This is a genomic window from Rivularia sp. UHCC 0363, assembly GCF_034931125.1.
In the GTDB taxonomy this organism is placed as follows: domain Bacteria; phylum Cyanobacteriota; class Cyanobacteriia; order Cyanobacteriales; family Nostocaceae; genus Rivularia.
Window position 1 is genome coordinate 1 of the sequence record NZ_JAYGHM010000052.1, and the last position, 21,405, is coordinate 21,405.

Annotated in this window: 18 protein-coding genes; 5 read left to right on the forward strand and 13 right to left on the reverse strand. The window is 35.4% G+C overall.

The annotated features are described in order from the left end of the window. Positions 1 to 26: 26 nt before the first annotated feature. The 12 genes from VB797_RS24610 to VB797_RS24665 form a co-directional block, all read right to left on the reverse strand. Entirely contained in the window at positions 27 to 395 is a 369-nt protein-coding gene (locus VB797_RS24610) for an EamA family transporter (protein ID WP_323240381.1), read from the reverse strand. Positions 396 to 423: 28 nt separating this feature from the next. Continuing rightward, on the reverse strand, positions 424 to 2,730 hold the full coding sequence (locus VB797_RS24615; RefSeq protein WP_323240382.1) for a hypothetical protein: 2,307 nt from the start codon (positions 2,728 to 2,730) through the stop codon (positions 424 to 426). A gap of 16 nt (positions 2,731 to 2,746) precedes the next feature. Continuing rightward, a complete protein-coding gene (locus tag VB797_RS24620; RefSeq protein WP_323240383.1) occupies positions 2,747 to 3,454 on the reverse strand; it encodes a class I SAM-dependent methyltransferase in 708 nt (235 codons plus the stop codon). Between the two features lie 44 nt (positions 3,455 to 3,498). Continuing rightward, a complete protein-coding gene (locus tag VB797_RS24625; RefSeq protein WP_323240384.1) occupies positions 3,499 to 4,485 on the reverse strand; it encodes a glycosyltransferase in 987 nt (328 codons plus the stop codon). 42 nt (positions 4,486 to 4,527) lie between these two features. Then, the gene (locus VB797_RS24630) at positions 4,528 to 6,261 is read right to left on the reverse strand and encodes a glycosyltransferase family 4 protein (protein WP_323240385.1); all 1,734 of its coding nucleotides are present in this window, start codon (positions 6,259 to 6,261) and stop codon (positions 4,528 to 4,530) included. A gap of 12 nt (positions 6,262 to 6,273) precedes the next feature. Then, complete coding sequence (locus VB797_RS24635; RefSeq protein WP_323240386.1) at positions 6,274 to 9,351, reverse strand: glycosyltransferase; 3,078 nt, start codon at positions 9,349 to 9,351, stop codon at positions 6,274 to 6,276. Between the two features lie 13 nt (positions 9,352 to 9,364). Further along, the gene (locus tag VB797_RS24640) at positions 9,365 to 10,837 is read right to left on the reverse strand and encodes a class I SAM-dependent methyltransferase (RefSeq protein ID WP_323240387.1); all 1,473 of its coding nucleotides are present in this window, start codon (positions 10,835 to 10,837) and stop codon (positions 9,365 to 9,367) included. 45 nt (positions 10,838 to 10,882) lie between these two features. Continuing rightward, positions 10,883 to 12,718 carry a methyltransferase domain-containing protein gene (locus tag VB797_RS24645; RefSeq protein ID WP_323240388.1) on the reverse strand — a complete coding sequence of 612 codons (1,836 nt, stop codon included), beginning with the start codon at positions 12,716 to 12,718 and terminating at the stop codon, positions 10,883 to 10,885. A gap of 41 nt (positions 12,719 to 12,759) precedes the next feature. After that, positions 12,760 to 13,803 carry a radical SAM/SPASM domain-containing protein gene (locus VB797_RS24650; protein ID WP_323240389.1) on the reverse strand — a complete coding sequence of 348 codons (1,044 nt, stop codon included), beginning with the start codon at positions 13,801 to 13,803 and terminating at the stop codon, positions 12,760 to 12,762. Positions 13,804 to 13,813: 10 nt separating this feature from the next. Further along, entirely contained in the window at positions 13,814 to 15,139 is a 1,326-nt protein-coding gene (locus VB797_RS24655; RefSeq protein WP_323240391.1) for an ABC transporter ATP-binding protein, read from the reverse strand. A 63-nt stretch (positions 15,140 to 15,202) separates the two neighbouring features. Continuing rightward, positions 15,203 to 16,273 carry a GDP-mannose 4,6-dehydratase gene (gene gmd / locus VB797_RS24660; protein WP_323240392.1) on the reverse strand — a complete coding sequence of 357 codons (1,071 nt, stop codon included), beginning with the start codon at positions 16,271 to 16,273 and terminating at the stop codon, positions 15,203 to 15,205. Between the two features lie 40 nt (positions 16,274 to 16,313). Continuing rightward, on the reverse strand, positions 16,314 to 17,171 hold the full coding sequence (locus VB797_RS24665; RefSeq protein ID WP_323240393.1) for an ABC transporter permease: 858 nt from the start codon (positions 17,169 to 17,171) through the stop codon (positions 16,314 to 16,316). A gap of 400 nt (positions 17,172 to 17,571) precedes the next feature. On the opposite strand from VB797_RS24665, the gene VB797_RS24670 reads away from it, so the two are divergent. The 5 genes from VB797_RS24670 to VB797_RS24690 all read left to right on the forward strand — a co-directional run bounded on the left by VB797_RS24670 (position 17,572) and on the right by VB797_RS24690 (position 21,010). Continuing rightward, positions 17,572 to 17,769 carry a DUF2862 domain-containing protein gene (locus VB797_RS24670; RefSeq protein ID WP_323240394.1) on the forward strand — a complete coding sequence of 66 codons (198 nt, stop codon included), beginning with the start codon at positions 17,572 to 17,574 and terminating at the stop codon, positions 17,767 to 17,769. A 73-nt stretch (positions 17,770 to 17,842) separates the two neighbouring features. Next, entirely contained in the window at positions 17,843 to 18,943 is a 1,101-nt protein-coding gene (locus tag VB797_RS24675) for an ArsA family ATPase (RefSeq protein ID WP_323240395.1), read from the forward strand. A 212-nt stretch (positions 18,944 to 19,155) separates the two neighbouring features. Continuing rightward, positions 19,156 to 20,136, forward strand: coding sequence for a chlorophyll synthase ChlG (gene chlG / locus VB797_RS24680; RefSeq protein ID WP_323240396.1), 981 nt, complete (start codon positions 19,156 to 19,158; stop codon positions 20,134 to 20,136). Between the two features lie 204 nt (positions 20,137 to 20,340). Further along, positions 20,341 to 20,619 (forward strand): hypothetical protein, encoded by a 279-nt coding sequence (locus VB797_RS24685; RefSeq protein ID WP_416350931.1) that lies wholly within the window; start codon positions 20,341 to 20,343, stop codon positions 20,617 to 20,619. A gap of 31 nt (positions 20,620 to 20,650) precedes the next feature. Then, positions 20,651 to 21,010, forward strand: a complete 360-nt coding sequence (locus VB797_RS24690) for a cupin domain-containing protein (protein ID WP_323240398.1) — start codon at positions 20,651 to 20,653, stop codon at positions 21,008 to 21,010. Here the strand turns inward: VB797_RS24690 and VB797_RS24695 are convergent. After that, positions 21,007 to 21,309: a Dabb family protein gene (locus VB797_RS24695; RefSeq protein ID WP_323240399.1), complete on the reverse strand. Its 303-nt coding sequence runs from the start codon at positions 21,307 to 21,309 to the stop codon at positions 21,007 to 21,009. The two genes, VB797_RS24690 and VB797_RS24695, sit on opposite strands and share 4 nt — an antisense overlap. Positions 21,310 to 21,405 lie beyond the last annotated feature (96 nt).

The following is a 21,405-nucleotide window of genomic DNA, read 5'->3' on the forward strand; positions in this document are numbered from 1 at the left end:
GACTAGATAAATTTAATAATTAATTTCTATTTTTGCCATACCACTAATATCACCCCAGCAGTAATAAAACTTAAGCCCACAAGACGAGTTATAGGAATAGTTTCTCTAAAAATAAAGTAGCCTAACAAAACAGAGAAAACGTAAACTAAGGATACAGAAGGACCAGCAACGCTCAAGTTAACTCTAGTTAAAAGCAGAATGTAAGCGATAGCTCCCAAACCATAGCAAACTAATCCGATTACAACTTCAGTTGTGGTAATCATCCGCAAAATATGACTAACAGCATTGCTTACATCAACTTTACCTAACTTCAATGCACCTGCTTTTAGAAAAAACTGTCCTGCGACGCTGGCAAAAACGGACATTAGAAGTAAACTAAATTCTGATATATTCATAGATTATATAATCTTAATTTTACAAAAACTAATTACTAGTTTTTTCTATAACTAGTTTGTTAAAACGAATAGACATAGGTCTGGAATCATTATGAGCAAAGGTTACTTTATTTGTATTCCAGTCTTTATACTTAAAAACTATATGATTAATTCCTTTGATAGCTTTTATCTTTATATCGTGGTTGACAATAGCGTCTTTTTTCAAATCTTTAAAAATTGCTTTTGTTTCTCCATTAAATTCAACAATTATATTTTGAGCTTCGATTGGATTATTAAATGCAAAAGATAGCTTTAATAATTGAGACTCAGGCAGTCTAAAAGAAATACTGCTATCACTTCCTAAAGCCCAACGCCATTTATTGGAAGTAGTTCCTTCAGTTACACTAAGTCCAGTTATTGATAAAAAGCTACTTGATGAGCTTGATGTAATTAAGTTAGCTTCAGCAAAATCAAGTAAAGGTTTAAACTTAATACGAGAACCCAAACCTAAATTTACTTGACTTCTTAGTTCAGAAGATTTAGCAATAAATTCAACCTTACCAGGTCCAAGAATTACTGTTTTAACTACAGGTTGACCAAAGCGTTTATAAAATTCTTGAACACAGTTGTCAGGTACTAAATCAGTATAAAGGTTAATACCAGCGAAATCATTATACTTAAAAAACTCAGTGAAAAAAGACCATTCATCAGGTCGAAAACATCTACTTAATTGAGTTGCTTTAGTAATATCGTAAGAATTAGGAAATAATAAGGAATTCCAGCCAGCCTTTAAATAAGAGTTAAGTTGAGAAGGATGTAGACGACCAAAGTATTGACCCATAATTTTTTTTTCATGGAACCTTCTTAAAGCAAAAATAGAGCCATTTTTCCAGTAGTAAGGACATAGACCTCTATCAGCACCAACTCCATTTCCTCCTGTAATACAAAAAGGCCAGTCTAAAACAGCTTCTCCGGGTTGTTTTTTTACGTAATTCATATAGCTGAAGAAGCCTTCATCTAATATATAAGGCTTATAGTTAAGTTTGTAGGAATAAACTGTAAAAATTTCAGTACATGCTAATACTATTAACACTCCAGTAATTATCTGCTTACGAGGATTTCGTAGCCAATTCAAGTCAAAATATAAAGCAAAAATACTAAGTATTGTAGGATAAATAACTGTAGAACGAGTAGCAAGTCTATTAAAAGTGAACCAAGGAAATAATTTTAGAATAGGTAAGTTTGACGGATGATAAAAGAGACAAGCCAAAAAGATAATTATTAGCGGTACAAATATGGCAATTTGCTTACGTGCCAGCCATACTCCTAAAAAACCAATAATTACTATAAATAATCCAGGTCTTCCATCAAAAAATTCTTCAGGCATATCTTTTAAAATATTATTTAAAGTTAATATTTCCGGATTTAATATGGGAATATAAGGAATAAATAAGCGTAAAGGGCTTACCCACCAAGCACCTGAATTTATGCCAGTAAAATCAAAACTTTTTGCTTCTCTACTAATTTGGATAATTAAAGGTAAGTATATACAACCTAAAAGTAAACAAAATATTAGTGGGATTAATAAATATACTTTTCTACAAATGAAACAATCATTTGTAATAATATTAAATATATTTATTGATTTAAATGCTGTTTTAAAGTACCTACGCAGTCCGATTAAAACAACATATAGGAAGGAAACCGTAAATGAAGTAAGTGCAAAACCTGCAATATATCCTAACTCTTGACCTAAACATAATATTAATAAGCAAATTCTAATAAGAATCATTTTTAAAGAGAATTTTGCTTGTAAAGTATATTTTTTTACTATTAAAAAATCAACTATAATACTCAACGTAGTCCAATGAATTATTGAATAAGATAAATGTCCTGGATATTTATAGATTGCATAAAAGTTACAGAAAGAAACTAGTAATCCAACACCAGTAGCTTTAGAGAACCCATAATCATTTAAAAGTAATCTAAAAGTGCCAACAAATGTAATAATTATAGTTAAAATATAATATATTTGTAACCAAGGACCAAAACCAAATAGACTATAAAATATAGCGTATAATATATCTTTTTCAAGAGACCAAGGCTGGAATACAGAGTTTACACCATAGGGATAAAAAGCCTGATTATTAATTATATTTAACTGCGGTAAAGGTGTAAAATCAAAATTTTTTGCAAAATAAAACCCAGTATATTCCCAATATTCTGTATCTCCCATACCAGCAAGTGAGCCTGAAAAGTCTTGGATAACTAAAAGACTAAAAGCAAGAGAAAAGCAAAATAAAATTAACAAGAAATATATATATTTTGACGTTATATTTTTTACTATTAAGCGCATAGTTTTGTTTTTTGAACTATATTTTTTGCCAAATTCCTAGTATCGATTTTCCCAGAGAGTAATTAATCAATGGGTCAATCTTTTGAGAAAGAGGAATCATGGCTCTATCCCAAAGCAATATTTGGTTTTTAGCTGGTCTTTTACGATTTAAAATAAATTTATTACTTAAAGATGCAGCTAGTCCAATGCTGTCAATATACCTTAAGTTAATACACTTTAAATTATGAGGAATTATTGAACTTAATGTTTTCTTGTTGTAACGGCGATAATGACCAATAGATTTATCAAACTCACTAAAAAGCCACTGATGAGCCGGGGACAAAATAATTAGATATCCATTTTTATTTAGATGTTTAACTGCAATTTTAGCTTCTAAATTATCGTTTTCAATATGTTCAATCACGTCAATATACACAATTGAATCAAACTTATCTTCGCAACTTAAATCGAATAAATTACCTACTTTTACTTCACAATATTGAGGAATTAATTTATTTTCAATAGATATTTTTAGAGTACTTGCAAATACTGAATCAGGTTCCAAACAAAGCCAGCGCTTATATTTCCTCTGACAAATTATTTCAGTGTTTGAGCCAATACCTGCACCTACTTCCAGTACTTCATTTCCCAAGAAAGGTCGAACTAAGCTGCTCCAGTAGGCTTTCCAATTACGGGCATGACGGAATAACTCAAGTTCAGAACCAATGTATGTATAGTTAGCCATGTTATAAAATTCTTAAATGCCAAACACAATATTAATTATTTTTCTTAACTTATAGCATAAATTTCTTTTACATCTAATACGAAATAATGAAAGTCACGCTTTGGCAAGAAAACAAAGTTATTCTTTCCATTTAAAGTTAAAAATATGAAAGAAAAAGATATAGTTGCCAGTTGTAAAAAAATAATAAAAGAAAGACCTGCAATATATGGTGCCCAGCCAGGAACGGCTACTCTTACTATGTAAACTACAGCAATGATCAAAACACTAAACAACATCAAGATTATTGATAAAATTAGGGCTTTAGTACCTATAATATCGCCGTATATAGAAATTGCACTAAGACCATGCATTACTAGAGATACAAAATTCATCTTTGATTTTCCTACAATCCGATAGCTACGTTTACATGGAATACTTGTAAATGGAATACGGGCTTTTAAAATGCCAGCAGCATAATGATTCCATATTTCTGATACAATGACAACTCTTGATAAAGTTAGAAAAGGAATAATACTAAAGTTCCCCATGTCTATGTATTGATCGGTAAGTAGTTTAAATGTATATTTGTACATTTGATAAAAAAATCTGAACAGCATGGATTCTGAGCGTTGAGTACGTCTAGCAAATATTATTTTTTCATATTTTTCTTCCTTACATTTATAAATAAGTTTGAGAATATCTTTTGGATCATCCTCTCCATCTCCATCCATTACAACAACTGCTTGGCAACAAATATTAGCTTCAATGTAAGCTAAACCAATAGTAATTGCTCTTTGATGCCCTACATTTCGTTTTAATTTAAGGCAGTTAACTTTCTTTATATTATTCAACGTTTCAGACATAAAATCATGATGAGCAGCTATGGTTGATGCATCATCTACAACTAAAATTTCACATTTAAGCCGTTCATGATTAAATACTTTATCTATGCTTTTTGATAAAATGTCTAAAGAATCCCAATCATTAAAGACAGGAATTAAAATTATGATTAAATCAGTTTCAGGTTTTTTGATATTTTCTGTGTTTAACAAGTTAATACCTCTTGTTAACGATATAAGTTTAGAAATGTATGCTTAATAAGAGACTAAATGTAATCTTTTATGTACGCTTTTCAACTTACTCCAAATAGTAGTTGAAAATTTATTTTTATATTTGCTAGAGAATTTTTTTGCATTCTGACCGAGTGTAGCTAAAAGTGATGGCTTATTTATCAAATATTTAAGGCATACCTCAGCTTCTACCTCATCTGCATAGAACAGTCCACATTGACCATTTCGACACAGTTCTACCAATTTTTGATTCTGTTCAGGTACCAATATTGGTCGTCCTTGCCTCATCGCATTAAGTATGTCTTGTTCTCTGCCTTTTTCATCCACAATCCATAAAATATCGACTGCTTCCCAATCTTCAGGAGCAAGCCAGTCGCTCATGATAAATCTGTAACCTTGATTTTTATTAGTATCATCATCAAAGCTATTAATCGCACGGATACATTGTGGTGACAAATGTTCTCCACTACACAGTACAATTCTCTCTGATAAATTATTTGAATTTGATTCCTTCTGATAAATGTTGGCTATGTGGCTTACATAATTAGATAAAGTATTATCAGCTACTATCTTATATGCTTGTTGCCCCATAGATTTGATGCGGTTGCGATCAACGGTCATCTCAACCATTTTGTCTGCAAGCATCTGAGCATTACCAACATCGAATAAAAAACCGTTTACTCCATCTTTTATAAGGTCTAAATTACCACCTAAAGCAGATGCAATAATCGGTATCCCCGCAGCCATTGCTTCCAAAATAGTCACTGGTTCGTTTTCGGGCCATATCGATGGTGTGATTAATACGTCAGTATTTTCGTAAACTGACTCGATTTGAGGATGTTCAACTTTCCCCCAAATTTTGACCGTAGAATCAAGATGATTTTCCATAACAAATTTGGTTAAATCACCTGTCATATCACCAGTACCGACAATATTAATAATGCATAAATTCCCTAGATAAGCACGTTCTAGTAGCAGCTTTAGAGCCGCAATTAAAACATGAATGCCTTTATGGAAACCGATGTTTCCTATAAAAGTAAAGCGTATTGCATTTTTATGAGATACTTTTTTGATTTGGGAAAAGCGCTTGACATTGATACCATTAGATATAACGTGAATCTTTTCGGCTGGAAGACCTACTTTTGTATAAGCTGATGCTAGATAACGACTTGGCGAAACAAAATAATCGACTTTATTAAATTGCAAAGCAATATAGTCTTTTCGTAGACGAATATTTAATAGTCTTCCTTGATTATCGACTACATCTGCTAAGCATTCTCTACACTTTGAAAAGTCATTACACACTTGGTCGTATACTTTTAAAAGAGTGTTCTTAAAACAAAACCCCCAGTGATCGTGTAATGTAAGTACAGTTTTAATTTGCAATCGGTGCGCTTTTTCAATAATACCTAGTGATAAGCCAGTAATATTATGAAAGTGAACGACATCTGGTTTAACTTCCTTAACTACCTGAATAAATAGCTTGTCAAGTGCAGGCTTGTAAAAATTTCCTCCTACTTCGTAGTCTTGTGCGTGTTGAATGACTCGAAAGACTCGCAGTTCATCGAAGACTTCTTTTAGAATTGAATAACGGCGATCGCCATCATCGTGTTTAGCGCAGAACACAGCTACGTCATATCCCGCTTTTTGTAATTGACGAGCTTGTTGGTGGGCAATAATCTCTGCACCTCCAATGAAAAAAGGAGGATAAAAATTACAACAAATAAGTATTTTTTTCTTCATGAATACTGTAGTCACTAACTATATTAGTTATCCTCTGGAATTAACAGCTAAATCGTAAAAACTACTAGCTGAAGCATTAATAATTAGCTCGCCATCACGAGAAGTTGGTAACAATAATGCTAGTGCAAGTCCTCCCCACATTTCTCCTTTTGCAGCATTGTCCTCACCTTCGATTACACGTCCAGGCACAAAATCTACTTCTACCCAAGCAACATGAGGAGAATTTTGCCAGTTTGCACTCATTATCCCGTGCCGACATCCTGGGTTAAAAGAATCATGAATCATTACAAACATCGGTTGTTTGGGTACATAACCTAAAACAATCTCAACATCTCGACGAACACCATCAGCAGAATGATCGCCGTCTATGAGTAAAAAATCAATTGCTATATTTGCTTCATCAAGAGCTTGAAACAGTAGTGGCAGAATGGTTTGTGATTTTCCTGTCAAAAAACTCACATTTTCCATAGGTGGCAGTCGTAACGGTACTTCTGAATCGATATCAATAGAAAATACCATGTTTGAGTACTGAGATATTAATGACAAACTGCCACCATAGTAAGTACCAACTTCCACACTACATTTAGGTTGATGTCGTGCCAATATTCCTGTTAATGCCATGCGCTCGGAGTCATGCATCTGCCAACGATTTAATAAGCAGTGGGGATACAGTAAATCTTCCCAATTGAGTACATCAAATTTCATATTAGAGTCAGGACTTTGATTTTGACGGGCTATTTGCTGTAAACCTAAATTAACAAGTACTTCTAAGCCATATTCATCCCATGTCTTGAGTTGGCGGTTACAGGCAGCTTGAGATAGTTGAGCTAAAAGAGCTTTATCGGTAGATAAGGTGTAGATAGCTTCAGCAATTGCACTTGCGTCTGTCATATCAACTACCATACAACCACCATCAGATGCCAATTCAGCCATTACACCTTGTGAATGACATAGGCAGACTCTTCCATACCAAATACTTTCTAATATTGGCATTCCAAAGCCTTCAACTAGGGAACTATAAATTGTAAATGTAGCTTCCTCATACAGCCGATTCAAGGTAGCATCATCTACAATCCCCAGCCAACGAATACGAAAATCTTTAGCTGCTGCTTGCTCCACAGCTTTGTATATTTCTTTTGCACCTTCGTAGCGATTTCCTACAAGTGTTAATTGCCAGTCGATTTCAGGATGTTCTTTGGCTAAAATGTCGCAAGCTTTTAAAAGCGTTAAATGATTTTTACGTGGCTCTAAAGTAGAAACACAAAGCATCTGCACGGTACTTGATTCTAAGTTAGGCTTTTTAACATTGCGCTCATCCTTACCAAATTGTCCTGGCAATAGTGCAGTTTTAACTTCAGTCGGCTGTAAGTTTTTATCTTTGTGCCAATCTAAAAGGCATTGTGCAGAAAATTCAGAAATAGGGATAATGATATCAATTCCAGATAACATTTCCAAGTATGGAGGAAACATTGAACTGACAGCATTACTACAAAACTGTGGATGTATGACTGGAATTAAGTCATAGAAAATAGCAGCAGTTTTCCACTGGTTTTGCTTAGCATAAGCAACAGCTTTAGCACTTCTTGTATCTAAAATTGTTTCTGCCAGTAACAACAGTACATTTCTTCCTTGAATACTAGGTTCAACCTTCAGAAATTCATCTAGAGAAATCGTTCCCAATCGTTTGAGAATATCTTCTGCGACAAGGGGAATAGAAGGTCCGTTAAACTGCCCTAATTGTGCATAACCTTCTATAGAAGGCAACACATAACGCTCTTGTGTGAAATCCCAAACCACAAATACTGGATCGTAATATTTTTGTAGGGTTCGGCAGAGTTGTCGAGTAACTCTAATCACACCGGAATTAGCCGGATCGCGACTACTGTTTGTCACATCAACAACTAGCAGGGGATTATTAGTGAAGTCACTCTGGTAACTTGAATATTGATTCGCTTCTTGAGCATTTTCTAAATAATCATAATATTTTTGTAATGCAACTTCCCAACGAAAATTTGTTCGGAATTTATTATAGTTTTCTATACTACTCGCTTGTGCGGGAATACTACCAGATAAGACATTATTAGCTTTACTAACCATCTCTGCTGTATCGTTACAGAGAAACCAAGGATGCACTACAACTTCAGGATGAGCAGCAAGATTAAATACTAAAGCTGGTTTTTGTAGCCATTGCATTTCCGCTAATGGCAAGTTAAAACCTTCCCAGAGTGATACAGAAATCCCTAACGTAATGCGTTTCATAATCTCTTGTAATTCTGCGTCGTCAGGAAAGCCAAGAGGTATAACGCATTCTTTCAAGTCGGCTGGAATGTCTATGTTTTGGACATCAGCTAGAACCAACAGTACAGTCTGGGGATGGAACCGAAGCAATTGACGCATAACGTCAAAACAACCTGGGGAATTTTTATAACAGTTTGGTTCCCAACGTCCAAGATTGAGGATACAATGCTTACCTGCTTTTTCGAGATTATTTAATATAGATAGACTTTTACCGTCACTTTTTTTCTGACCAACCATTTGCGCTTTCCAAATAGAAAGTTCCATATGGTTAGCGGCTAAAAGAATTGTTTGTACTCCTTGACTAGTTCCGCGATCGGGAATGCTTTGTGAGGTAGCAATAAACTCACTAATTGGTAAAATAGTTGTTGCTTGATGCAAATATTGACGACGTAAATTTCTCAGTTTTTGTTGAATAAATAAATCATGTCCCGAAAAACCATCTAATGGTACTGCTCCTGCATCTATAAATATGACTTGCTTGCAAACCTGCCTAAAAAATTCAATTGCCTCAAAAAAAGGCCATCCTCCGGTAATAACTATATCCGGTTGTAATGAAGGAGAAAATAAACTATTCCATTGAGTTCTAACCCATTGAGCAACAAATTTGTCTGAATTCGCATAATCGTCAGGAGCATTTGGAACGGCAATAAAATCTTCGACTATTTGCTTGATAATTTTTTCATCGCAGCGATTGCCCATCATGTATACTTCATGACCGCGCTCTTTCATCCCTTTTGCGATCGTGATTAAAACACGGTCTAAACCAAAGCGGAATAAAAATCTTTCGTTACAAATTAGTATTCTCATGACTACATCTAGGTTATAGTTTCCATCCGATGACAGCGTAATCTTCGTATCTGAGAAGAAGAGTATTTAAAAAAGAATTATCAAGATTATGGTCTTGGTTACTTCTATCTAGACGGTGAACTTCAACTTCACTAAATCCCCGATTTTCTAACATAAACTTGGTAGTTGCCGGAGGTATTGGATTGCGATGGGTTGGGTCAAAATAAAAGTTGCAGGCTCCCACTATTAGATTTTCTGGGTTAGGTGTTTCTAAAATCAAAATTCCACCCGGATGCAGTACACGGAGAGATTCATCGATTAAAAATATCAATTTTTCCAACGGTAAATGCTCAATAATATGAAATGCTGAAACAACAGCCAAAGAGTTGTCTGGTAAAGAACGCAAATGTTGCAAAGCATCTCCAGCAACTGCATTCAGACCGAGGTTTTGACATTCCGCTACCATAGCGTGGCTTATATCAACACCGTATGATTTGAAGCCTTTATTAGAAACTAGCTCTATCCATTCACCACGACCGCAACCAATATCAAGCATCGCTGCATTTTCTGCATCTAAAACAGCTTTTTCCACGAAGGGAATATAAGTTGCTAAACGATTTTTTATTTCATCACGACTACCTCTAAATTGCTCTTCAAAAGCGAAGTAAAAGTCATCTAATGCGTGTTTTTGCTCATTAACAAAAGTTTGCAATTGTTCTTCATTAAAAGGCTCTGGTAAGCGTTGCCTTGCTTCTTCTAGAAATAAAGTTATCAAACGCTTTTGCTGAACTAAATCAGCTTTAAGGTAGTTATTATTTTTCAGATATTGTTGTTCTAATCCTTTTGTATAAGCGCTGATTGTATGTATTTTTTCTTCTAATTCTTGTTTAGAAGCGTTTACTTTGTTTATTTTTTCTTCCAAGCCTTGTGTAGAAGCGTTTACTCTGTCTATTTTCTCTTCCAATCCTTGTGTAAAAGCATTTACTTGCTCTATTTTTTCTTCTAATCTTTGTGTGGAAGCGTTTACTTTGTGTATTTTCTGTTGGAAATCTTTAGTGAAATTAAGATTTTCATCTAATAGTTCGGTATAGGAATCAACTACTCCTAAATTACCTTCTAAATCATTTATACGGGTATTTAGCTCATCACAGCGTTGCAGCAAATTTCTGTTTAAACTTACAGATTCCTGTAAAGCCTGGATCAAGTTAAAGTTTACCTGACGCTGGTCTTTAAATAGCAAGTTAAATATTTTCAGAATTAGCTTTTCTAACTTAGAAAAAAAAGGAATTTGATAATATTTATCCGGCATTTTTGCACGGCTAAAAGCCCGTATTTCGGCATTTTTTAATAATGCTTCAATAATGCCAACATTATGTTTAGGTAGGGGTTTCACAAGGCCTTTATCTATAACATTTATCTGATGATTTTCTTTATGCTTCGCAACCTCTTCTCGGATTTTCTGCATCAATTCATCAACATTTATTTCAGGTTCATTTGATTCAATCATAATTTTAATTTAACCTCAATAACCCTTTATTAATATCTATAATCTTCATTTAATTTTGACATAGATATCTTGATATAAATTAGTTGGTTGTGTATCAAACCATTGCACAGCTTCTTGAACTAAGGTAACTCTTAAAACATAATCGCCTTGTTTTGGAAGTGCCTTAATTCTAGCTTTATATTTTCTTCGTTTTTCAGGTAATGATAATGTATATTCAGTTCTGTTTAAATTAGGTACAATCCTCGTTCTTTCTCCATCAAAAACAATATACTCATTAGCATATTGGTTCATCCAATGATATGCAATATATACTGGATAAGAGGCATAGCTATTTATTATAAAATTACTATAGTTTTCCATTTGTAAGTGAATCATAAATTCACTATTAACATCTACTATCTTTGGATGTTCTGTAATGCTTAAATGAAGTTGTTTACTGGGTATAGGTGGTAATTCTTTCATTTGCAAATTGTTTTTTATTTGCTCATAATTTATTGGTTGATGAGATGCAACTGCAAATAGACTAGGAGATGCACGTATTTCTGCTTTAGAAAAATGTTTCACTAAACTCCCCCCTGGATTTTGAGGGTCTCCAAACCATACACATATATGCTCAAAATGTTCACTTAATTGCTTTTTTAAAACTCGTGGAGACTGTTCATTAATATGCATGAGCAATTCATATCTTGAACGAGGTTCGGGAGATAAATAAGCTCCAACAGAAGCTGCTATTTTTCTTTGGCGTGAATAATGATACTTATAATACCAATAATTTGGAAAAGTATGTAGAACAAATAAACCATCGTTATTAAGATATTCAGAAACTTTTTTGTAGAGTGTGTCTACTTCTGCAAAACTTAAATGTTCAATAACATCAGATGCAATTGCTAGATCGTATTTACCTGAAAGTTCTACACTACAAATATCATCACAAATAAATTCTACGTTTTCCTTTAAATGTTCATCTCCATCAAAACATTTTTGCGCTAACTCAATTGCATTTTGAGAATAATCAATAGAGGTGACAGAAAAACCTTGATTAGCAAAATGGTAACTAAGCTCTCCTCTACCACAACCTAAATCAAGCAAGCTACCAGAGTTTTTACAACTGGAAATACTAGCTACAGCCATTAACCTTGGATCTTGTAAAACTTTGCCTTTGTTTATTTTATAAGCTTCAAAACCTCCACAATCTTGCGTCAAATATTCGTTTGTGTATGTTTGACGAATTTCTAAACTAGAACGAGGTTTTTTGATTTTCTTCTCAGTCTCTTGATTACCTAATTTTAAATAGTCATCAGATATTTTTATAATTAGTTCGCCTGCGTAACCTGGTATTACACTATACCAATCCAATAAATAAGAATTCTTAAATAAGAAATCGCTAACTGCCAAAAAGTTTTGGCGAGTCCAAAAATATCCATCGACTAATACATATTTTGCCTGCTTAAAAGCAAGTTCTAAATCATGAAACGAACTGTCTCCTTCTTGTTGTCCGTCCACATGAATTAAATCATACACATCACCAGGGAAATTTTCCATAGTTTGTGTATTTGCAACTATAAACTCAGAATTAAATGGTTGAGTAATTTTTTTTGCCCAATTGATTGCTCCTTTAACGTCATTAAATGGATTGGCATCTAAATCAATCCCTACATATTTAGCTGATGGATATCCCTCAAGAAAGGCTACGGCAGAATAGCCAAAATGAACTCCTATTTCTAAAATAGTAGCAGGTTTTAAAACATGAGCAATTGACCACTTTAACTTGTAGTAATCAATCCATTCATCAAATAGATGCGCCAAAGGATCTTTCGGATTTGCAGTCTGTCTAAAGTCGTATTTTGCCAACTTATATGTTTCAATTATTAATTCATGCATAGAGATAACTAATTCAGTTTTAATTTAAAAAATTCAAAAATTTAACCCCCAATATAATCATATGGGTTGCAAACTAAGGTATGATTTTTATTTACAACCCTTAATGGTTGATGGAATGTACATTTTTTACAAATATTAGGTAAGCAATTATTTTCGTGCTGTGACCATATTTTTTTACTTAAATAACCGTTATATATATCAGATATTTTTTCATTGTTAATATTACCTATAAATAATTCTTCACTTGAGTCATAATCGCAACAAGCGCAAGCTGAGACTCTCCCATCCCAGTAAACTTGCATTGCTACTAAAAGTAAAACGCAGGTTTCCTGATTTTCAACTTCTGGCATCCACACTGCTTGTCCAGGTAAGTTCCCAGACATTGAATTACCCCAATTAGCATACGTACTTGTAAAACCATACGGAAAAATGTAACCAAAATTTTCCAGTAAAAATTTATTTAGTAAGCTTTTATCGTGATTGTACAGTAGCCTAAATCCAACCCTAATATCACATTCTTTTTCTGTACTTTCCCAAATTTTAACCAAACGCTTCATATTACTAATAAAATTTTCATAATGAAGTGTTTTCGTAATCTCTTTATTTTCTTCTGAAGAGATTCCATAGCATGAAATATGTAGTCTCTCAAAACAATTCAAAATTTGAATGATTTCAGCATCTGAAAACTTGTTTAGTGCAAACAAGTTTGTTGTTAAACTTGGTTTAATCTCATCTCTATATCGATGTAGGATTTCTAACCTTTCAATTAGTTTTTTGTCGAGTAGAACATCTCCAACCATAGGGGTAAGAGAAATAATTCCACCTCCAATTTCTCTATATTCTTGAATAATTTTTTCAAATAACTCAAGTGACATAGTTCCTTTTGCTCTGGATTGTTGAGAATAAGGACAAAATATACAAACAGAATTACAAACATTAATTGTTTCACAAATTAATAGGACGGGTCTTAATTGATTTGTTTGTAGTTTTTTTTGCTCGTTTACATTAATACTTATTTTGCTCCAAATACCTGAATCTTTGAGTCTTGACAAAGTATTTTGGTTTATAGAATCAATTAAACTCATACTAGTAACCTTAATTCTTAATATAATTATCTTTTGAAGCTTTTTGTTTGGAAAAAGTGGGTTTAAGATTAACAATCCCAGCCCAAAGAATAGACTCTTTATTTATCAAAACTTTAAATTGAGCTACGTTATGACTATAGACCAAAGTTCTTCTAAAACTACCTTCTCCATATCCAATATCAGCAACACCAACTGAAATAGTATATTCGCCAACAGATATAGGCACTTCAAACTTAAAACTTAATTCTAAAAATTCATCTTTTTCGACGTTACCAAGATTTGCTTTCATGCAATAAGTATTAGTTTCAAAGATGACTTCTCCTGTTCTATCTCTAATTTTAAACCCGATATGTGGGTCTTCAAAAGGCGTTAAAAATAATATCCCCATTGATAACGTTAATATTTTTTCGCTAACTACAACGTTAGCCTCTCTATTATCTTCATCTAATAATTTAATATATTTTATATTGACATCATTTGAATTTATTGATACTTCTTCTATCTTTAAATCTTCGTCTAACGAATAATTTTGATATTTTTTTGCTTCAGAATCATAATCAGGCAATACTTTAATTTCTAATTCTTCAGATTTTAAATCTCTTTTTTTCAAAAGTTTAGCTTCATATAAATCAATTACAGTCTTTGGTTTAGACTCCAAAATTAACTTGCCTGATTCCATTAATAATGCTTTCTGACAAAGCTTATGTATAGCGCCAGAATCATGAGAAACAAACAAAAGGGTGATTCCTCGATCTCTAAATTCTCTGATGCGTTCAAAGCATTTTTGCTGAAAGTAAATATCTCCTACTGATAATGCTTCATCAACAATAAGAATTTCAGGATTAACATTTACTGCAACAGCAAAAGCTAACCTCACAAACATCCCACTAGAATAAGTCTTTACTGGCCGATCGATAAATTCACCTATTTCAGCAAAAGCAGCAATATCCTCAAATTTAGCCGCGATTTCTTCTTGACTTAAACCCAATATTCTCCCATTGAAAAATACATTCTGTCTTCCCGTAAATTCCGGATTAAAACCACTCCCTAATTCTAATAAAGCGGAAATTCGACCATTAACAAATACATCTCCCGTTGTCGGTGTCAATGTTCCGGCAATAATTTGTAATAATGTACTTTTTCCCGAACCATTTTGACCGATAATTCCTAAAGTTTCACCTTTGGAAACTTCTAAATCAACATCTTTTAATGCCCAAAATTCTTGAGCGTGACTCTTTCCCGGTAGTAAAATTTCTTTGAGCCGATCCACCGGACGAGCATACCGCTTGTAACATTTGGAAATATTCTTTAGGGAAATTGCAATTTCCTCACTCATAACACTACATATTTACTATTACAACTCGGATTCTCTACTTAATATCAATCAACCAAACTATAATTAAGCTATCAAAGTTTTTAGCGTACTACGAATAGTGGCATTATCTTTCACTGCTAATTTACTGTTACCATGAGAAACCAAACCTAAAGCCTGTAAATCTGCTTCCACCATTAATTTAACCAACTCTTCAAAGCTAACAGTCCGCTTCCAACCAAGCTTTTGTTCCGCTTTATCTGCATCACCAACTAATAAATCAACTTCTGCTGGACGTAAATACCGCTCATCAAAGGCTACATAATCTTCCCAATTAAGGTTGACATATTTAAAAGCAATATCCAAAAATTCTTTTACTGAATGGGTTTCACCTGTAGCAACTACATAATCATCTGCTTGTTGTTGCTGCAAAATTAACCACATTGCTTCTACGTAATCCTTCGCATAGCCCCAATCTCGTTTTGCGTCTAGATTACCCATATAAATCTTTTTCTGTTCCCCTGCTACTATCCGAGCCACAGCACGGGTAATTTTACGAGTCACAAAAGTTTCTCCACGACGAGGTGATTCGTGATTAAATAAAATTCCGTTACAGGCAAATAAATTGTAAGACTCGCGATAGTTCACCGTCTGCCAATGAGCGAATACTTTCGCGCAAGCGTAGGGACTGCGGGGATAAAACGGTGTATCCTCCACTTGGGGAACTTCTCGCACTTTACCAAACATTTCAGAAGAACCTGCCTGGTAAAAACGTACATCAAGCCCGGTACGTTTTTGATAATCTCGTAATGCTTCTAACAACCGCAATGCACCCATTCCTACAGCATCTGCGGTATATTCAGGAGAGTCAAAGCTGACACGTACATGAGACTGAGCGCCTAAGTTATAAATCTCATCTGGTTTTACGTTTTCTAAAATGCGACGTAAAGTAGTACCATCTGTTAAATCGCCATAATGGAGGAATAACCTGGCATCGTCACTATGAGGGTCAGTATAAATATGGTCAATGCGATCAGTGTTAAAAGTAGAAGTACGGCGAATAATACCGTGAACTTCATAACCCTTTTCTAATAACAACTCACTTAAATAAGAACCATCTTGACCAGTTATACCAGTAATCAACGCCCTCTTAGCCATGCTTTACCTCCCTGTAATTTCACATGAACATAAAAGTATACTAAAGAACATCAGCGAATCCCGGACGTAATTTTTTATATACCAAAAATCCGATCGCAAATACAATTCCTGATGCAGTATAAGCTACTCCCAACTCACCCCAATGCTTCATCTCCCCTGTTAAAACAAAATCGCGGTAAACTTCTGCGATCGCAGCCAATGGATTCAACCACAAAATCCAGGCTCGCCAACTTTCGGGAATTGCCGCAATTGGGTAAACTATGGGCGTTGCATAAAACCAAATATTCAGAATAACATTTAACGATTGCGGAATATCCCGTAAAAATACGGTTAATCCCGCAGCTAAGTAACCGAAACCTGCCGTAAGTAATAGCTGCGGTATCCAAACTAAAGGTAATAACGCCAATGTTGTATGTAAAGTCCCGGAAGAGACTGCTACAAAAAAAATCAGCAGAATCAAGCCAAAGGAGCTTTCGATAAAGGCTGAGAAAATCGGCACCAAAGGCAGTAAACTTAAGGGGAATACCACTTTCTTGACTAAATTTGGCTGACTAATTACCGAACCAGCAGCCATAACTAAACCAGTGCTAAAAGCAATCCACGGAAGCAATCCTGCAAATAGCCACAACCCAAAGGATAAATTTTCATTCGCGGGTAAGCCCTTAAGACTCAGCTTTACTTTTAATACTATGGAAAATACGTAAGTGTAAATCAGTAATTGCGATAGCGGGTTAACTATAGACCACAGATTGCCCAAAACCGAACCTTTATACCGCGCATCCAGATCTCGTCTGACCAAAGTTCTTAACAAATCGAACTTCGTCCACAAGCGATCGCTAATTGGTAGAATACGCCTCAACCTACCTGAAATCCTGTCTAGCAACTGCGCTGTTCGCATAGATTTCCGATTCCTCACTCACTATCTAGACACTGAAAAATAGTTAGCAATCAGCAGTCAAACTTAATTAACAACCGCTGAAAACCTCCATCATTCTTCTCTACAAACAACAGTCTACAGGAAATATTTTTTCTGTTACAGGTTATAAAAGCCACTACCCCTCATGACTAGAAGCAAAATTTTCAAACCATCATACAACGAATTGGATATCAATGGATTTTATATTGAGAATTGGGAATTGGGAATTGATAATTGGTAATTGGGAATTGGCAAATCTGAACTTCTAACTTCCCCCCATCCCCTTGTCTCCCCATCCCCCCATCCCCTTGTCTCCCTATCTTCCCCATCCGTACCTTATTCAGCTAAACTGAGTCTTGGTTTATTGCATTTATAATTCGGCATGGAAGTAGGACAAAAAGTTAAGGTAGTTCGTCTACGCGATCGCTTATCGTCTAGAAATACTGCTGGTAAGTTAGGTCTGGTCGGTACTATTAAAGGTTTTAAAATAACTGATGGTATGGGTGTTGGCTGTGTGGTTAAGTTTGATGACAATTCTGCAACTTGGTTTTTTGAAGATGAACTAAAAGTAGTGCAATAGAGGGAAGCGTCTTATATAAATCTGCTGTTAACTTGAAGTTGATTGTAAGAGCGGAAATTGGAATTTAAAAATAATGTCCCAGATATTGACCTTTTTGGGTGAAAGCACTGTAGCGAGAACTAAAATTGCGATCGCAACTGCTAAATCCCTGGCAACTCAAGGAAAGCGGGTACTTTTGGCAACTGATGCTCAACCCGTTTTACCTGTTATTTTAGGTGCGGAGTTGACTCCCGATCCTCAAGAAATTGGTGCTAATTTACAAGCGGTACAGTTTCAATCTTCGGTATTGTTGGAACGCAATTGGGAAGAAGTTAAGAAACTTGAAGCGCAATATCTTAAAGCTCCTATTCTTAAAGACGTATACGGGCAAGAATTATCAATCTTACCTGGGATGGATGGCGCTCTGGCACTTAATGCTATCCGCGAATATTTTGAAAGCGGTAAATATGACGTTATTGTTTACAACGGTACGGGCGATATTAACACTCTACGGATGTTGGGAATGCCCGAATCTATCAGTTGGTACGTGCGTCGGTTCCGACAGTTGTTCCTCAACTCGGATTTGGGTAGGACAATTTCCGAATCACCTTTTATTCAACCGTTAATTTCTACCTTTCTGAATGTTAATCCCACGGCGGATAATTTTACTCAGCCTACCAACCAAGCCAATAGCATCTTGGATAAAGGTAAACAAGTTCTTGCTAATCCCAAACAGTTTAGTGCTTTCTTGGTGACAACTGCCGACCCCATCGAAGCGATCGCAAGTCGTTATTTATGGGGAAGCGCTCAACAAGTTGGTTTAACTATTGGTGGAGTCATTGTAATTTCTCCCGATGGTAATTCAAACTTTTCCCAAGACTTTGCACCCCTACAGGTTACTAATATCCCAGATATTAAAGAAGGTAACTGGCAACCATTAATTGATGCTTTACCTGACTTTACCTCACTTGCACAAACTGCCCCCAAACCCATCGAAATTGATATAAACGCTCGTCAAGTGCGATTATTCTTACCCGGATTTGACAAAAAACAAGTCAAACTCACACAGTATGGGCCAGAAGTCACTATAGAAGCAGGAGACCAAAGAAGAAATATCTTACTACCTCCTGCCCTCAGTGGTAAACCCGTCACGGGTGCGAAATTTCAAAACCAGTACTTGATAATTTCGTTTTAGAATAATGCGAATAGGGCATGATGGGGCATTTTCTCGTTTTCTCGTTTCTCGTTCCCAGGTTCCACCTGGGAATGCCTTTCAAGAGGCTCTGCCTTTCCTCTTTAACTGGAGGCAGAGCCTCCTGTATAAGGGTTCCCAGCCAGAGACTGGGAACCAGTCACCCCTCTCTCCCTATTCCCTACTCCCTACTCCCTACTCCCTACTATTTAAAAATGTCTGAATCAAAATCACAATCAAATGCCGATCGCAGCGCTAAAACCAGACAGTTGCTAGGAATGAAGGGTGCAGCTTCTGGTGAAACTTCGATCTGGAAAATTCGCTTGCAGTTAATGAAGCCGATTACCTGGATTCCCTTGATTTGGGGGGTTGTCTGCGGTGCTGCTTCTTCGGGTAACTACACCTGGACTCTGGAAAATGTTCTGAAGTCAGCGGCTTGTATGTTGCTTGCAGGCCCAATTTTGGCAGGTTATACCCAAACTTTAAACGAGTATTACGATCGCGAAATTGATGCCGTCAACGAACCCTATCGTCCGATTCCTTCCGGTGCAATTCCTTTACCCCAGGTAATTACGCAAATCTGGGTATTAATGATTGCGGGTTTAGGGTTGGCGATCGCCTTGGATAAATGGGCAGGAAATCAGTTCCCTACTATTTCAGTAACTGCGGTATTAGGCATAATAATTGCCTATATTTATTCCGCACCACCGCTTAAACTCAAGCAAAACGGATGGTTGGGCGGTTATGCTCTCGGTGCCAGCTACATTGCTTTTCCTTGGTGTACTGGTCATGCATTATTCGGCGAACTCAACGCTCAAGTAATAGTATTTACCGTTGTATATAGTTTGGCTGGCTTGGGAATCGCTATTATTAACGACTTCAAGAGCGTAGAAGGAGACAAGCAATTTGGATTAAAATCCTTACCCGTAGTTTTTGGTGTAAAAAAAGCAGCTTGGATTTGCGCCGGAATGATTGATATATTCCAAGTAGCGATCGCCGCATATCTAATTTATCTACACCAAAATTTGTACGCTGCCATACTACTTCTATTAGTAATTCCCCAAATTACATTGCAAGATATGTATTTCCTGCGCGACCCCTTAGAAAACGATGTAAAATATCAAGCTAGCGCCCAACCTTTTCTAGTCTTAGGAATGTTAGTCGCGGGTATAGCACTCGGTCATTCGGGTGTTTAATTAATTATTAGAGAGTAGGGTATAGGGCATTGGTATTTTTTATCACCGAGTAAAATTTTAAGGTCTGAGCAAGACGGATTTATCCGTGGTAATGACTCTACCGAAGCCCCTAAATTTAATTTATGGGGCATTAATTACGAATTACGAATTATACTCACCTTTGACCTCTAACCTTTAACCTTTGACCTCAAAATCGTGTTTCAAATAATTTATTACATAGTTAATGCGATTCAGCCGTTTTTAGTGCCTATTTGCTTCGTCAGCGCTTGGGGATTAGTTATTTTGGTCGGCTGGAGTATGTGGACAACAGCACGAGATAGCGTTGCGATCGCCAAACAAATGCATCAAATTCCGTGTTCTGGTTGTCAATATTTTACTGACGATTACCGTCTAAAATGTACCGTCAACCCTTCTATTGCTAATACCGAAGAGGCAATACAATGCATGGATTATCAACCTAAAACAAATCCGATGCTGTATTAGGATTTAATTATTGATAATTGGTTATTAAATAATGTTTGTTCAAAAATTATTAGATTGTCCGGAGTTTATCGCGGGTGACAATACTATTTTACGAGAATTGCTTCACCCCGATAAACAATCTTTGGAATTGCGCTATAGCTTTGCTCATGCGACACTACCAGTAGGAAAAACTTCTCAACCCCATTCTTTAAAAACTTCTGAAGTTTATTACATTCTTACTGGTAAAGGAGAAATGCACATTGACGATGAAACTCAAGTTGTCGAACCCGGTGATGCCGTTTATATTCCTCCCAATGCAAAGCAGTTTATTCGCAGTTGTGGAAACGAACCATTAGTATTTATTTGCATTGTAGACCCAGCTTGGCGTAAAGAAGATGAAACGGTTTACTAAGCTGCAAAATCAAACACGATGATATCGTTAATGTAGGGTAAAAGTTCTGCTTTAACTCGTTCGTGTTCTGGATGAGGTAAATAAGTATCTCGTGCTTCTATACTGTCGAAAGTCGTCAAAAACCCGTGAGTAAATTCTTTATTTAATCCTTCATTACTAGAATCATAACCACCAGAGAAATAGGTTATACCTGGGATTAATTCTTTTAATTCCGCTAGTTGATTAAATAATTCCTCTATTTTCTCGGCAGTTATTTCTGGTTTGAATTTTAACAGAGCCATATGTTGGATTTGAAGCATTTTTTATGATTCAATAGTTAATTATCTAAATCTTCTGTCAGAATATTACACTTAGTAACTATTACTAAAAATTCTAAGCAACTGTTATCAACTCCA

Coding starts and splice junctions, on each gene's coding strand:
- VB797_RS24635 (WP_323240386.1), bottom strand. CDS start 9,351: ATGAGAATACTAATTTGTAACGAAAGATTTTTATTCCGCTTTGGTTTA.
- VB797_RS24620 (WP_323240383.1), bottom strand. CDS start 3,454: ATGGCTAACTATACATACATTGGTTCTGAACTTGAGTTATTCCGTCAT.
- VB797_RS24670 (WP_323240394.1), top strand. CDS start 17,572: ATGGAAGTAGGACAAAAAGTTAAGGTAGTTCGTCTACGCGATCGCTTA.
- VB797_RS24640 (WP_323240387.1), bottom strand. CDS start 10,837: ATGATTGAATCAAATGAACCTGAAATAAATGTTGATGAATTGATGCAG.
- gmd (WP_323240392.1), bottom strand. CDS start 16,273: ATGGCTAAGAGGGCGTTGATTACTGGTATAACTGGTCAAGATGGTTCT.
- chlG (WP_323240396.1), top strand. CDS start 19,156: ATGTCTGAATCAAAATCACAATCAAATGCCGATCGCAGCGCTAAAACC.
- VB797_RS24615 (WP_323240382.1), bottom strand. CDS start 2,730: ATGCGCTTAATAGTAAAAAATATAACGTCAAAATATATATATTTCTTG.
- VB797_RS24610 (WP_323240381.1), bottom strand. CDS start 395: ATGAATATATCAGAATTTAGTTTACTTCTAATGTCCGTTTTTGCCAGC.
- VB797_RS24655 (WP_323240391.1), bottom strand. CDS start 15,139: ATGAGTGAGGAAATTGCAATTTCCCTAAAGAATATTTCCAAATGTTAC.
- VB797_RS24645 (WP_323240388.1), bottom strand. CDS start 12,718: ATGCATGAATTAATAATTGAAACATATAAGTTGGCAAAATACGACTTT.
- VB797_RS24675 (WP_323240395.1), top strand. CDS start 17,843: ATGTCCCAGATATTGACCTTTTTGGGTGAAAGCACTGTAGCGAGAACT.
- VB797_RS24665 (WP_323240393.1), bottom strand. CDS start 17,171: ATGCGAACAGCGCAGTTGCTAGACAGGATTTCAGGTAGGTTGAGGCGT.
- VB797_RS24695 (WP_323240399.1), bottom strand. CDS start 21,309: ATGCTTCAAATCCAACATATGGCTCTGTTAAAATTCAAACCAGAAATA.
- VB797_RS24690 (WP_323240398.1), top strand. CDS start 20,651: ATGTTTGTTCAAAAATTATTAGATTGTCCGGAGTTTATCGCGGGTGAC.
- VB797_RS24650 (WP_323240389.1), bottom strand. CDS start 13,803: ATGAGTTTAATTGATTCTATAAACCAAAATACTTTGTCAAGACTCAAA.